General features: G+C 60.8%; 17 protein-coding genes. 9 read left to right on the forward strand and 8 right to left on the reverse strand.

Going from position 1 to position 13,243, the window contains the following annotated elements:
- The first annotated feature begins 47 nt into the window (after positions 1-47).
- Positions 48-935, forward strand: a complete 888-nt coding sequence (locus IB248_RS00940) for a helix-turn-helix domain-containing protein (RefSeq protein WP_192240040.1) — start codon at positions 48-50, stop codon at positions 933-935.
- Here IB248_RS00940 and IB248_RS00945 read toward each other — a convergent pair.
- The gene (locus IB248_RS00945) at positions 932-1,687 is read right to left on the reverse strand and encodes an IclR family transcriptional regulator C-terminal domain-containing protein (RefSeq protein WP_018856632.1); all 756 of its coding nucleotides are present in this window, start codon (positions 1,685-1,687) and stop codon (positions 932-934) included. The genes IB248_RS00940 and IB248_RS00945 overlap by 4 nt on opposite strands.
- A gap of 184 nt (positions 1,688-1,871) precedes the next feature.
- Between IB248_RS00945 and IB248_RS00950 the strand changes: the two genes are divergently transcribed.
- The 3 genes from IB248_RS00950 to pcaF are packed head-to-tail and all read left to right on the forward strand — an operon-like array spanning position 1,872 to position 4,498.
- A complete protein-coding gene (locus tag IB248_RS00950) occupies positions 1,872-2,579 on the forward strand; it encodes a 3-oxoacid CoA-transferase subunit A (RefSeq protein WP_169680117.1) in 708 nt (235 codons plus the stop codon).
- Positions 2,576-3,280, forward strand: a complete 705-nt coding sequence (locus IB248_RS00955) for a 3-oxoacid CoA-transferase subunit B (RefSeq protein ID WP_113161389.1) — start codon at positions 2,576-2,578, stop codon at positions 3,278-3,280. Before IB248_RS00950 ends, IB248_RS00955 begins: the two co-directional genes overlap by 4 nt.
- A 12-nt stretch (positions 3,281-3,292) precedes the next feature.
- Entirely contained in the window at positions 3,293-4,498 is a 1,206-nt protein-coding gene (gene pcaF, locus IB248_RS00960; protein WP_018856629.1) for a 3-oxoadipyl-CoA thiolase, read from the forward strand.
- A gap of 66 nt (positions 4,499-4,564) precedes the next feature.
- Here pcaF and IB248_RS00965 read toward each other — a convergent pair whose 3' ends face one another.
- From IB248_RS00965 to IB248_RS00985, 5 genes are all read right to left on the reverse strand, one after another.
- Positions 4,565-5,359, reverse strand: a complete 795-nt coding sequence (locus IB248_RS00965) for an SDR family oxidoreductase (RefSeq protein WP_192240041.1) — start codon at positions 5,357-5,359, stop codon at positions 4,565-4,567.
- Positions 5,360-5,453: 94 nt separating this feature from the next.
- Entirely contained in the window at positions 5,454-6,185 is a 732-nt protein-coding gene (locus IB248_RS00970) for a glutathione S-transferase (protein ID WP_192240042.1), read from the reverse strand.
- A 28-nt stretch (positions 6,186-6,213) separates the two neighbouring features.
- On the reverse strand, positions 6,214-6,528 hold the full coding sequence (locus IB248_RS00975) for a plasmid stabilization protein (protein ID WP_192240043.1): 315 nt from the start codon (positions 6,526-6,528) through the stop codon (positions 6,214-6,216).
- A 103-nt stretch (positions 6,529-6,631) separates the two neighbouring features.
- Positions 6,632-6,805: a hypothetical protein gene (locus tag IB248_RS00980; RefSeq protein ID WP_018860250.1), complete on the reverse strand. Its 174-nt coding sequence runs from the start codon at positions 6,803-6,805 to the stop codon at positions 6,632-6,634.
- Positions 6,806-7,066: 261 nt separating this feature from the next.
- Positions 7,067-7,318: a DUF2934 domain-containing protein gene (locus IB248_RS00985; RefSeq protein WP_192240044.1), complete on the reverse strand. Its 252-nt coding sequence runs from the start codon at positions 7,316-7,318 to the stop codon at positions 7,067-7,069.
- Positions 7,319-7,564: 246 nt separating this feature from the next.
- Between IB248_RS00985 and IB248_RS00990 the strand changes: the two genes are divergently transcribed.
- From IB248_RS00990 to IB248_RS01010, 5 genes are all read left to right on the forward strand, one after another.
- Positions 7,565-9,028, forward strand: coding sequence for a phosphatidylserine/phosphatidylglycerophosphate/cardiolipin synthase family protein (locus tag IB248_RS00990; RefSeq protein WP_192240045.1), 1,464 nt, complete (start codon positions 7,565-7,567; stop codon positions 9,026-9,028).
- A 94-nt stretch (positions 9,029-9,122) separates the two neighbouring features.
- On the forward strand, positions 9,123-9,953 hold the full coding sequence (locus IB248_RS00995; RefSeq protein ID WP_169680103.1) for an endonuclease/exonuclease/phosphatase family protein: 831 nt from the start codon (positions 9,123-9,125) through the stop codon (positions 9,951-9,953).
- Between the two features lie 142 nt (positions 9,954-10,095).
- Positions 10,096-11,169 (forward strand): alpha/beta hydrolase, encoded by a 1,074-nt coding sequence (locus IB248_RS01000; protein ID WP_192240046.1) that lies wholly within the window; start codon positions 10,096-10,098, stop codon positions 11,167-11,169.
- A 156-nt stretch (positions 11,170-11,325) separates the two neighbouring features.
- Positions 11,326-11,601 (forward strand): type II toxin-antitoxin system ParD family antitoxin, encoded by a 276-nt coding sequence (locus IB248_RS01005; protein ID WP_192240047.1) that lies wholly within the window; start codon positions 11,326-11,328, stop codon positions 11,599-11,601.
- 124 nt (positions 11,602-11,725) lie between these two features.
- Positions 11,726-11,908, forward strand: coding sequence for a hypothetical protein (locus tag IB248_RS01010; RefSeq protein ID WP_246779175.1), 183 nt, complete (start codon positions 11,726-11,728; stop codon positions 11,906-11,908).
- A 55-nt stretch (positions 11,909-11,963) separates the two neighbouring features.
- Here the strand turns inward: IB248_RS01010 and IB248_RS31320 are convergent, their stop codons facing one another.
- Positions 11,964-12,179 carry a hypothetical protein gene (locus IB248_RS31320; RefSeq protein WP_210332942.1) on the reverse strand — a complete coding sequence of 72 codons (216 nt, stop codon included), beginning with the start codon at positions 12,177-12,179 and terminating at the stop codon, positions 11,964-11,966.
- 217 nt (positions 12,180-12,396) lie between these two features.
- Positions 12,397-13,239 (reverse strand): class I SAM-dependent methyltransferase, encoded by an 843-nt coding sequence (locus IB248_RS01015; RefSeq protein WP_192240048.1) that lies wholly within the window; start codon positions 13,237-13,239, stop codon positions 12,397-12,399.
- Positions 13,240-13,243: the final 4 nt, after the last annotated feature.

Raw genomic sequence — 13,243 nt, forward strand, 5'->3', positions numbered from 1 at the left:
TCCATCATGAAATTGCACAAAGCGAACATCGGGTGATGGAGGCAGGAATGGTAAGGATTGTGCCGACCTACGAGCTCTACGGCGAGAATACCGGCAAAAAGCCGGAGTTTTGGCTGCACTGCGAAACAATTCCCGCCCGTAGCAGCCTGCATCATTTCGAGATCCGGCCACATCGCCACGACAGTTTCTTTCAGATATTGTACATCGATAGCGGCTCCGGCGAGGCAATGTTCTCAGGCGCCTGGCACCCGATCGAAGGTCAGTCGGTCATTACCGTTCCCCCCGGCCTCGATCACGGTTTTCGTTTCTCCAGGGACATCGACGGCTTCGTCATCACGGTGTTGAGCTCGCATCTGAAGGCCATCCCCGGCGACCGCAGCCGGCTCGGCGAGTGGATGGCATCGCCGCATCTGACGAGGCTCGACATGGACGATGAGGAGGCGCGCTACGTGGCTGCCTGCCTGCAGCGGCTCGGACGCGAATTCGCGCGGCGCAAAAGCGGGCGCAACGACCTGCTGGAGTCCTATCTGACGTCGGCATTGTTGCTGACCGCGCGCCTCTCCTCTGAAAGACAGGACGACGAGGCGGCTGCCGACGAGAATGAACGTCGCATGGAGCTGCTGCACGGCCTGATCCAGCGGCATTTCAAATCGCACCAGCCGGCAGCTTTCTATGCCAGGGCGCTCGGCATCTCGCCGACCCACCTGAACCGGATCGTACGCGCCACGAGCGGTTACGGTGCGCACGAGTTGATTGCCCGAAAGCTCCTCGATGAGGCAAAACGCGAGTTGGTCTTCACCTTTGGCAGCGTCCAGGAGATCGCTTACCGGCTCGGGTTTTCGGACCCCGCCTATTTCTCGCGCTTCTTCCTCAAACAGGCTGGCCAGACGCCTCGATCATGGCGCATGGCGGAGCGTGCGAAGCTTGGTGTCTAGCGCAGCACGAGGCTGAGCGCCTTCTGTGTCTCTCGAAGGAGCGGCAGGTAGCGAGCCGGCATTTCCGCGGCTGGCGCATGGGCGGCCGGTGCGCCGATATTGATTGCCGCCACTGTCTGCCCGCGATCGTTCTCGACCGGAACTGCAATGGAGCAGAGGCCGATTTCCAGTTCCTGGTCGATCACGGCGTAACCCTGATCGCGCACACGCCGAAACTCCGCCATCAGTTCCTCGACGTCGGTCTTGGTGTTTGGCGTATTTTGCTTGAGGTCGGTGCGGGCAAGGACTGCCCTGGCCTCGGCCTCCGGCAGTGCTGACAGCAGGACGCGACCCATCGAGGCACAGAAGGCGGGAAGGCGGCTGCCCGGCGTCAGGTTGATCGACATGACACGCCGCTGCGAAGCGCGGGCGATATAGACGATCTCCGTGCCATCGAGCACGGAGGCGGATGCGCTCTGCCCGGCTTTTTCCGACAATTGATCGAGATGCGGCTGGATGAGGACGGGCAGGGGCGTTGCCGAGAGATAGGAGTGCCCGAGCCGCAGGATCTTGGGCGTCAGGGCGAAAAACTTGCCGTCATATTCGGCATAGCCGAGTTCGGCCAGCGTCAGCAGCGATCTGCGCACCGTGGCGCGGTCGAGGCCGGTCAACTTCGCGGCGTCGGCGATCGAAAGCCGCTGGCGGGTCTCCTCGAACGCCTCGATGACCTTCAGTCCTCTGGCAAAGCCGCTGACAAAATCAGTTTCTCGCATGGTTCCTCCTTTGCTCGCGAGCTTGTTGCCGGATCCCGGTCAGAATGCAATTCGCCCCATTATTTTGTGCGATATACGAACAAATGTCAAATACCGCACAAAATACCTTGCCCGCCCTGCCTCAGCGTTTTATCCATCGGTGAAGGGCGCAGAGGAGCATCTCGCCGGCAAGGAGTGATCCAGCATGGACAAGACTATCGGGAGCACGGCTGAGGCCATCTCCGAAATCGGAGACGGAGCGACCGTCATGATTGGCGGCTTCGGCGGGTCGGGCGCACCTATCGAGCTGATCCACGCCCTGATTGACAAGGGGCCGAGGAACCTCACGGTGATTAATAACAATGCCGGCAACGGCCGCATCGGGATTGCCGCGATGATCGACGCCGGCATGGTGAGGAAGATGATCTGCTCCTTCCCGCGCTCGTCCGACCCGCGCGCCTTCACGGACAGGTATCTTGCGGGAGAGATCGAGCTGGAGCTGGTGCCTCAGGGAACGCTTGCCGAGCGCATCCGCGCTGGCGGCGCCGGCATCCCGGCCTTCTACACGCCGACGGGTTACGGCACCGAACTTGCCGAGGGCAAGGTCATCGCTGAATTCGACGGCCGGCATTATGTGCAGGAGCGCTGGCTGAAGGCGGATTTCGCCATCGTCAAGGCCCATGTTGGCGACACCCACGGAAACCTCACCTACAACAAGGCGGCGCGCAACTTCAATCCGCTGATGTGCATGGCGGCGGGCAAGACCATCGTCCAGGTTTCCAGCATCGTTCCCGCCGGCGGCATCGACCCCGAGCATGTCGTCACCCCCGGCATCTTCGTCGACCGTGTCGTCGAGGTCGCCAATCCCGCCCAGGAAGAAGAGCTCGTTCGAGCCGGAGTGGTCTATCAATGACCGTCGATATCAGCATCATCAACACCCGCGAAGACATCAAGCTTTCCAATGCCAGCATCGCATGGCGCGCAGCCCAGGACATTGCCGACGGTGCCTATGTGAACCTCGGCATCGGCTTTCCGGAAATGGTGGCACGCTATCAGCCGCCAGGCCGCCAGGCGATTTTCCATACGGAAAACGGCATCCTCGATTTCGGCGAGGCACCGCCCGCCGGAGAGGAGAACTGGGATCTCATCAATGCCGGCAAGCGGCCGGTGACGCTGAAGCCCGGCTCGGCCTTCTTCCACCATGCCGACAGTTTCGCCATGGTTCGCGGCGGCCATCTCGACGTCGCGATCCTCGGCGCCTACCAGGTGGCGCAGAATGGTGACCTCGCCAACTGGAGGGTCGGCGCCAAGGGCGTGCCGGCGGTCGGTGGCGCCATGGATCTCGTGCATGGCGCCAAGCAGGTCTGCGTCATTACCGAGCACGTCACCAAGAACGGCGAGCCGAAGCTTGTCGACAAATGTACCTTCCCGCTGACCGGGGTCGGTTGCATCACCCGCGTCTATACGAGCCATGCCGTGATCGACATTGTGGAAGGCCGTTTCGTGTTGCGCGAGAAGCTTGCCGCCATGACGGTCGAGGAATTGCAGGCGATGACCGGCGCGCCCCTCTACATCGACGGTCCGGTTGCCGATCTCGTCGTCCCGGAACTCTAAGGGAGAAGCCTGATGACCGAAGCCTATATCTGTGACTATATCCGCACCCCGATCGGGCGCTTCGGCGGTTCGCTGTCAGCGGTTCGCGCTGACGATCTCGGCGCCGTGCCGTTGAAGGCGCTGATTGAGCGCAACGGCAATGTCGACTGGGAAGCGGTTGACGATGTGATCTTCGGTTGCGCCAACCAGGCCGGCGAAGACAACCGCAATGTCGCTCGCATGTCCTCGCTGCTGGCGGGCCTGCCGGTCTCGGTGCCAGGTACGACCATCAATCGTCTCTGTGGTTCTGGCATGGACGCCATCATCGCGGCCGCGCGCGCCATCAGGGCAGGCGAAGCCGAACTGATGATTGCCGGCGGCGTTGAAAGCATGTCGCGCGCGCCCTTCGTCATGCCGAAAGCGGAAACGGCATTCTCCCGCCACGCAGAGATCTACGACACGACGATCGGCTGGCGTTTCATCAATCCCCTGATGAAGAAGCAGTACGGCGTCGATTCCATGCCGGAGACCGGCGAGAACGTCGCCGAGGACTACAAGGTCTCGCGCCAGGATCAGGACGCCTTTGCGGTTCGAAGCCAGGCCAGGGCCGCGGCCGCGCAGGCCAATGGCCGGCTGGCAAAGGAAATCACCTCCGTCACCATCCCCCAGCGCAAGGGCGATCCTGTCGTCGTGGAGAAGGATGAGCATCCGCGCGCGACGACAATGGAAGCGCTTGCCAAGCTTGCCACACCCTTCAAGAAAGAGGGCGGGACAGTGACAGCAGGCAATGCCTCCGGTGTAAATGACGGCGCTGCCGCCCTGATCATTGCCAGCGAAGCTGCTGCCAGAAAGTATGGACTGACACCGATCGCCCGCATTCTGGGCGGAGCGGCTGCCGGCGTGCCGCCGCGCATCATGGGTATCGGCCCGGTTCCGGCATCGCGCAAACTGATGGCACGGCTTGGCATGACGCAGGATCAGTTCGACGTCATCGAACTCAACGAGGCATTCGCCTCGCAGGGGCTGGCGGTTCTGCGCGAACTCGGCGTAGCCGACGATGACGGCCGTGTGAACCGCAACGGCGGCGCCATCGCGCTTGGCCATCCGCTCGGCATGTCCGGCGCGCGCATCACGGGGACGGCTGCAATGGAACTGCGGGAAGCCAGTGGGCGCTACTCGCTGTCGACCATGTGCATCGGCGTCGGTCAGGGGATTGCCATCGCGCTCGAGCGCGTCTGATTTCCATCGCAGAACGAAAACGGCGCGGAGATCGTCCGCGCTGTTTTTCTTTGTGCAAGCCCACGCTTACGGCATCAGCTGGCCGCCATTGACCTCGATGATCTGGCCGGTGACGTAGCCGGAAAGCGTCGGCGATGCCAGGAAGAGATAGGCGCCGACGCAATCCTCCGGCGTTCCGACGAAACCCATCGGAATCGTCTTGCGTTGGAGCTCCATCTGTTCGTCGTTGGTGTAGCGCTCATGGAACGGCGTGGCGATGACGCCCGGCGCCACCGCGTTGACCCGAATGCGGTCAGGAACGAACTCCTTGGCATGGCCGCGCGTGATCGTCGAGACGAAGCCCTTCGATGCCGCATAGAGCACGGCACCATTGCCGCCACCATTGCGGGCGGCGATCGAGGTCGTGTTGATGATGAAGCCGCCCTGCTTCTTCAACCATGGATGGGCCGCGCGCGTTGCAGCGAGAACCGAGCGGGCATTCAGATCCATGACCTTCATGTAGTGCTCGTCGGTATATTCGGCGGTTGGCTTGCGACCGAGCATGCCGCCGGCATTGTTTACCAGCCCGTCGAGATGCCCGAAGGTTCTGGCCGTCTCTTCGACGACACGTTCCGTCTCGCCCTCTTTCGACACATCACCATGAACGAGGTGCACGGTTGCGCCGGCTGTCCTAATTTCGTCGGCAAGCGCTTCGGCCGGCTCCCGGCTCGCATTGTAGTGAATGCCAACCTTCATGTCCTGCGCAGCAAAGGCGCGGGCGAGCGCTGCACCGATACCGGTCGAGGCGCCGGTGATCAGCACCGCCTTGCCGGCGAGGTCCGGGATTTTGATGGATGCAAGCAATTGAGCAAGATTTGCCATGGCAGCGATAGCCTCCGGGAATGTGACGGGACGGTTTGGGGCGAGTTGCAGGGAGCTTATCAGCCTCCCTCAACCCGGGGCAATGCCATATCCGCTATGGCGCGAGATCAAGCTCCGGATAGTGCCGAAAAATTCCGTCCTCGTTGAAGGCAAGCCGGCGGTCCGACTGTAGGTAGGCGGTAATGTTCGGGCGCTTGGCGACGGCATCGTGCAACGCGATCAGCCCCGGATAGTCGGCCGCATAGGCTTTCATCGCTTTTGGAAAGGCATATCGCAGGCCCTCGATGACCTGAAACAGCGACAAGTCGACATAGCTCAGAGCATCGCCAACGATATGGTACGGCCCCTGAGGGTTCTGTTGCAGCACCTTCTCGAAGTAGCCGAGGAACTTTGGAATGCGCTCGTTGATAAAGGCGGCGGAGCGGGCTTTCGCCGCCTCCTTCTGATCCTCATAGTAAAGGGAGGTGGCAATCGGGTGGTGCGTATCGTGCACCTCTGCCACCAGGTCCGTGATGGTCAATTGCAGCCCGTTGGCGACGCAGCGCAGTTTCTCATCTTCCGGCGCGAGGCCAAGTTTTGGGCCAAGATAGGAGAGAATATTGGCGACATGCGAGACGATGAGCTCGCCGTCCTTCAGAAACGGCGGTGCAAAGGGAATGTGCGGCTGGCGCTTGCTCTTCATCAGGTCCAGCATCGCTCCGGTTCCCATCGCGGGCCCGGATTGCCTGGCGACATCGACATAATCCGCCTGGGCTTCTTCCAGCGCCAGGCGGACAAACTCGCCGCGGCCTTGAATGCCATCCCAATAGTACAGTTCATATGCCATGAGGTCCCTCCCGGTGGCGTGCTCGAGATCAGTGATGCGCGTGCTGCGCGTTGCTTTTGCGCGTCGCTGCTGCTTTCTTGGCCGAAGCCGAGCGCTCTGCCGCAGAACGCGCTGCGGAGGCGGCGCCGCCCTTGCGCCCACCCTTTTCCGATGCCTCGTGGGTATCTTGCTTGCCCCGACCGGACCCGGACTTGTTGCCGCCACCGCTTTCCTTGTTGACCGTCGCCCAGGCCCGCCGTTCGGCCTCCTTGGTGGAAACGCCACGGTCTTCGTAGCCTTCCTCGATATGTTCGGCTTTTCTTTTCTGCTTGTCCGTGTAGGCGGATTTGTCGCCTCTTGGCATGTCTGGCTCCTTTTCTGACAGAGAAAAGGGCAACCAACTGACGCTCGAAAAGTTCCAACGTTCTCGTAAACCCAAAGGAGCAGCAGTGCGCCGACGAGGTCGCCTATTTGCGATAATATTTGCGCGACAACGCCATCATCTTCTCAAAGGTGGGAAAATGCAGCGGTAGGGCAGAATGTGCATCAGGAAAGAACAGTGCAACGAGATTGTCGATCGCATAGACAAGGATCAGGGCGAGGGCCAGATAGGCTAACGCGGCAATGACAAGAGCGGTCATTTTACCCTCGAGGCGCGATGCGGAGGCGGCAATCCGCTACGACAAATCTATCAACTTCCAAGTTCGATTTTGGTTCCATCGCCGATTGCCGCCGCAGCATTTTTTCCGCGAGGTGGGCGTCGAGGTGGGCGTCATGCGCAGTCATGTATTTCTTCTCCCTCGATGCACCTTTCGTGCCCCCAGGAACTCAATAGAGCAGAAGCAATGCAGTCATGTGACGAAGGGCATCATTGGCGCCCGCCGTCACAGCGGAAAAAGCGATCACGCCGATTTCCGGCTAGCCGTTTTCCTTGGCGCGGCGACCTTGACGGCGCCGTTTGCGTTTGAAGCGGAGGCGGTGCGTTTGCGCGTCTTCACTTCCTTGCCATCCGGGGATGCAGCAGACCCTTCGAGCGCTTGGCGCTCGGCACGGGCCTGTTCCCAATGTGCGAACTCCCGGCCCGTTGGACGCCCTTCCTCTTCCCAAAGCGCATAGGCACGCTTCCTGATCCACTCTTCGCGAGTTTCTGTCATCGCCGATCTCCAGTCAGTGAGGCCCGTGGTCTAACGCGATACTGGCCTCAGAGTTCCAGAGTAATCGTGCGGTTTCAAGCAATTTTTGACACACTGCAAAAATAAATCCCGCATTGCAGCATTCAGCTGCTGCGCGGTGCGTGCTTCGTGCTTGCCGACGACAGATCTTGCGCCGGCAAAACCGGACGCTTCATGCCCATGAGTGCGCAATTGAACACTGCAGCTTTGTGTTTATAGTTCAACGCAATGTTTTATCTCATATCGACCTACTGGCCGCATATTCTATTCGTTGTTTCGCTCGCCATGGGCGCCGCGGCAGCGATCCACGCGGCCATGACAAAGGAAGAGGTCCGCGCCGCAATCGGCTGGGTCGGGGTTATCATCCTCTCACCGATCGTCGGTGCTGTGCTCTATGCGATCGCCGGTATCAATCGTATCCGGCGCGCCTCGCTCAGCCTTCAGCGCGATGCGCTGATCCCCGACGCGGACCTCGATGAGCTCGAAAGCTTCGACGCCGACACGGATATCGTCATCAGCGGCTTTGGCCGGCGTTTCGCTACCCTCCAGACACTCGGCGACCGCGTCGCCCGCGTTCCGCTCGCAACCGGCAACACGATCGACATGCTGGAGACCGGCGACGACTGCTATGGTGCAATGAAGGCGGCAATCGACAGTGCGGCCCGCAGTGTTCTGCTTGAGACCTACATCTTTGACCGCGACCCGATCGGATTGAGGATCGGCGATTCCCTTATTGCTGCGGTCAAGCGGGGCGTCGAGGTGCGCGTGCTGATCGATGCGGTCGGCGCCCGCTATTCGGTGCCGAGCATACTCGGATATCTTGCAGATGGCGGCGTCACAGTCTCGGTCTTCAACGGCAACGTTATCATGGGGTTGCGTTTGCCCTATGCGAACCTGCGCACCCACCGCAAGATCCTCATCGTCGATGGCCGCGTCGCGCTGACCGGCGGCATGAACATCCGGGCAGGCTTTACCCGCGAAATAGCAGGGGAGGGCTTTGCGCGCGACACCCATTTCAGTGTTACCGGGCCGGTTGTTGCCGACCTCTTCAACGTTGCCGCCGAAGACTGGCGCTTCACGACCGGCGAGATCCTGCAAGGGGAAGCATGGCGAACCGCGATGCCCGAGCGCCAACCGGGGGATCCCGTCTTCATGCGCGTCGTGGCGTCCGGGCCCGACAGAAGCATCGAGACGAACCACAAGATGCTGATGGGCGCCTTCTCCATTGCGCGCAAATCGATCCGCATCATGTCGCCCTATTTCCTGCCGGACCGGGAGCTGATCAGCGCATTGGCGACGGCCGCACGACGTGGCGTCGAGGTTGATATCGTCGTTCCGTCCGTCAACAACCTCGTCCTGGTCGACCGGGCGATGACAGCGCAATTCGACCAGATTCTTAGCAGCTATTGCCGCATCTGGCGCTCCAGCGGCGCCTTCAGCCATTCCAAGCTGTTGTCGATCGACGGGGTCTGGTCCTATGTCGGATCATCCAATCTCGATCCGAGATCGTTGCGGCTGAATTTCGAGGTCGACCTGGAAGTGCTGAATGAAGGCTTTGCCAACGAGATTGACGAGCATATCGACGAGGCCATCAAGTCGGCGTCGCCGGTTACGTTGGAGGGGCTGCGTGCGCGACCTTTCGCTGTCCGGCTGCTCGAGAAGGTTCTTTGGCTCGGATCGCCTTATTTGTAGCGGATTTCTTCGGCCTAAAGGCGTGGCAAGTTTCAATAGCCGGCCTATACTCCGGATCAAACCACTTCGACCAACGGAGCGCGAGCAAACTCCGATGCATGCCAAAAAGGACAGTTTGCCCTCAAACATCCTCGCATCGATCCGCAATCGAAAAAAGCGACTGGATGCAGCACATTCGGAGAAGAAGCCGCGCTCGGACGGCACTTTGATTGCCTCTTACAACGTTCACAAATGTGTCGGCAACGACCGGCGTTTCGATCCGGAGCGCACCAGCCGGGTCATCCACGAGATCGATGCCGATGTGATTGCGCTTCAGGAAGCCGACACCCGGTTTGGCGAGCGTACCGGCATTCTCGATCTCGGCCGGCTGGAACGGGAGACCGGACTGATCCCGGTGCCGGTTAACGGCATGGCCAAGGCTCACGGCTGGCATGGCAATGTCGTGCTCTTCAAGCGTGGCCTCGTCCGTGACGTGCACCAGATCAACCTCCCCGGGCTTGAGCCGCGCGGCGCGCTTGTCGCCGAACTCGATCTCGAACGCGGCGGGGCCTTGCGCATCATCGCCGCCCATTTCGGCCTGCTTCGCCATTCGCGCGCACAGCAGGCCAAGATGCTGGTCGAACTGATGGCCGACAAGCGTGAGGTCCCGACCATCCTGCTCGGCGATCTCAACGAGTGGCGGCTCGGTGACCGTTCATCGCTGCACACGTTCCAGTCCGCCTTTGGCCCGCAGCCGCTCGCCGTACCGAGCTTTCCCGCACGACTTCCCGTTCTCGCGCTTGATCGCATCATGGCAAATCGCAAGGGGGTCGTGACAGCGGTCGAGGCGCACGACACGCCGCTTGCCCGCATTGCCTCCGATCACCTGCCGGTAAAGGCCGTGGTCAATCTGAAGCGGGTGGAAGAACTCGCGGCCAAAGCCTAGCCGACATACGACAGAGGCATTACTTTCACACGCCGAAAAGGGTCGCTTCTTAAACCATGGCGAGCTTGACAGGGCCCGTGGTCGTGGCAGGTTTCACCTGTCTCGACAGATGTCCTGAATCGGAGGTTTCGCGGTGCTTGTGATGGAGATTTTGCGGCGGCGGGTCGACATATCGCGCGGGCGTGCGTCCGCGGCGATCATGCGCTCAATAGCGGGACTGACCAAAACATGTCTGGTCGCAAGCCTTGCCGTCGCCTTCTCGATGTCGCCCACCAGCGCCGGGGATACGCCGGTCCAGACGCAGGTTTCGAAGGACCAGGTCCGCAAGCTCGTTGAAACATGGAAGCACTATTATGCGAAGGCCGACAGCCTTCGCGATCGGCGCAACGCGTTCGAAGACATGATGGAAGCCACCCCCGAGCCGACGCGCGTGCAAATCAGGCCTGTCGATGCAGATGGTGTCGACGCGCAGCTCATCTGGCCGGCAAGGCTGCATCATCCGATCGGCAAGCGCGCCATTCTCTATATCCACGGCGGCGGCTTTTATGGCGGTTCGTTGCGCACGCACCGGGCCATAGCGGGCGCACTGGCCAAGGCGGCGTCCGCCGACGTGCTTCTCATCGACTACAGGCTTGCACCCGATAACCCCTATCCCGCACAAATCGACGACGCGTTGACAGCCTACCGGTGGCTGCTTGGTTCCGGCTATGAGGCCAGCAATGTCGTCGTCGTTGGCGAATCCGTCGGCGGAAACCTCGCGATCGAAGCCACGCTCAGGCAGATGCGGGTCAAGGGACCGTTGCCTGCGGCGGTCGTGGCGATGAGCCCCGTTACGGATCTGGCTGCAACAGGCGCATCGCTGACGGCCAACGCCAGCACCGATCCACTGATCGACGCCGCTCAACTCGATCTCATGCGCAAGGCTTATCTCGGAGCACGCTCGCCCACTGATCCGATGGTGTCGCCCCTCTATGGCGACATGACCGGGTTTCCACCATTGCTTGTCCAGGTCGGTTCGGGCGAGGCATTGTTGGACGATACGTTAAGGCTGGCTGAAAAGGCCCGAAAGGTCGGAGTCGACGTCGAGACCGAGATCTGGCCTGGCATGATCCACCAGTGGCAACTCTTCCCGTTCTGGCTCGATGACGCAAGGCAGTCGAACCAGCGTGTTGCGGAATACGCGATCAAGCATTTCGCCGACAAACCGCGGCCATAGTCTTTTCGGTATCTTCAAGATATCGATGAGGTGGGGCGCATATTTTCAGATGGTCAGAGGGTGCAGAATTCTACGGTTTTTGGCCTATGGAAGTGCGCTTAGGTCGATGGCATATACTTTCATACCACGTGATGTGATGGATGCTGGAGGTGTATCGTGGCGACCATCGAGAAAAGAACCATCAGCCTGCCGAGCGACCAGGCAGCGTCTATCGACGCGAAGGTGAGCACGGGTGATTATGCTTCGGCGAGCGAGGTGGTCCGCGAGGGTATTCCTGCGCTGAAAGAACGCGATGAGCCGGTCGGGCGCTGGCTCCAGCATCAGGCAGCCCCGAGCTTCGACGCGATGAAGGCCGATCCCGCGCGCGGTGTCAGTGTCGATGATGCGTTCGCCAGCGTGCGCGCCCGTCATGCGGAGCGGGTGAAAGACTAGACGTGAAGTGCCGCACGGTTATATCACCGGAAGCTCGGCCGATCTGCTGTCGCTCTATGCGTGAATTGCGGATGCGACATCCCCCGACATCGCGCTTGGCTATGTCGACCGGCTGGAAACCTAGGTGCGCGGCTTCGATGTCGCCTCCGAGCGCGGAACGTTGCATGACGGTATTCGTCCCGGCCTTCGCACGGTTGGGTTCGAGCGGCCTGTGACTATCGCGTTCACCGTCACAGACGAGCAGGCCATCATTCTCGACGTCTACTATGGCGGCCAGAACTGGCAGGGTATTCTCTTCGAGCATTGATCCATGTTTGCGAAAGCGAGAGATCGGCTCATTGAGCTCCGCTGGAGCGGGTTTCTTAACTGCCAGGATCTTCCGCAAGGACACGAGCCTCCAGAATGGAAACGCCATAGGCAGCCATGAGCCATAGACACAAGGCGACACAACGAGGCACGGGCTTCTCTCCAGAGGCAAGCTGGCTTCTGGTTCGCTCGTCAATGCCAAGCAGTTCCTGAATGTCGCTTGCCGACATTCTTGCGACCACCACGGCCGCGCTAAACTCAGACGGTGTCATGTTGCCCCCAGGCGCGATCTCAAACGCGCGAATTCCGGGTTGAGTTTCCTCTCCAATCAGGGGCAGTCTGCCAGCAACCGGGCATTCGTTTCCAAGATCAGAGCGTTGTTCCAACTCCAAGCGGGCGGCATCGCCTGGCTCGAAAACAACACGCTCGACCTGACGGCCGAGCATCGGGATTTAAAGCCCGTGCCCAGCCAGTGTCGGAAGCCTGTGTTCAGAGCCTCGTGACGATGATCTCCAAATATTCGCTTGGCACGACCACGGTGCCGTCATCGGCGCGATTGAAGCGTTCCATGAGCGCCAAAAGGTCGTCGGTCAGTGTATCTCGCGCCGCCGGGTCAAGGGCGGCGAATGTTTTCAGCACTGGACCATAATAGGTCCGGAAGACCTCAAGCCAATGGTCCGGTGACTTGTAGCGGAACACGAACTGCCTAGGCGTTGCTGCGATCGACGCGACGGCTTTCGGGAACAATTCGTCAAGCCGTGCCCGCGAGCCCCAGAGCGCCGGCGAGCGAGCGCCTGACGGAGGCGGCACATGTTTGCCGATCGTCTTGAACATCTGCCCGATGAAACCGTCAGGGGTCCAGTTCGCAAGGCCAACCGAGCCGCCGCGCTTGCAGACGCGAATGAGTTCGGACGCAGCGCGCTCCTGGTCGGGCGTGAACATCACGCCGAAAATCGACAGCACATTGTCGAAGGACTGATCGGCAAACGGCAGATGTTCTGCATCGGCCTCCTGGAAGACGATCGGCAGCCTATCGGCTTTTGCGCGCTCCTGGCCACGTTCGAGCAACGCCGGAACGTAATCGGTTGCCGTGACCTCGCACCAGCGTCGGGCTGCGGCAAGCGCGCCGTTGCCGTTGCCGGCCGCAACGTCAAGTACCTTCGAACCGGCGCGCAGATCGAGCGCTTCGCAGAGGCTTTCCCCGACAATCTGCAATGTCGTCCCAACGATTGCGTAGTCGCCCGAGGACCATGCACTTTGTTGCCTGGCCTTGAGCGCGCTGAAATCGACGGCGGGCTGAGGATTACTGGCGACGGCCGCAGATGTGGACATTGTT

The organism is Rhizobium sp. RHZ01 (assembly GCF_014851595.1).
Classification (GTDB): Bacteria; Pseudomonadota; Alphaproteobacteria; order Rhizobiales; family Rhizobiaceae; genus Rhizobium; species Rhizobium altiplani.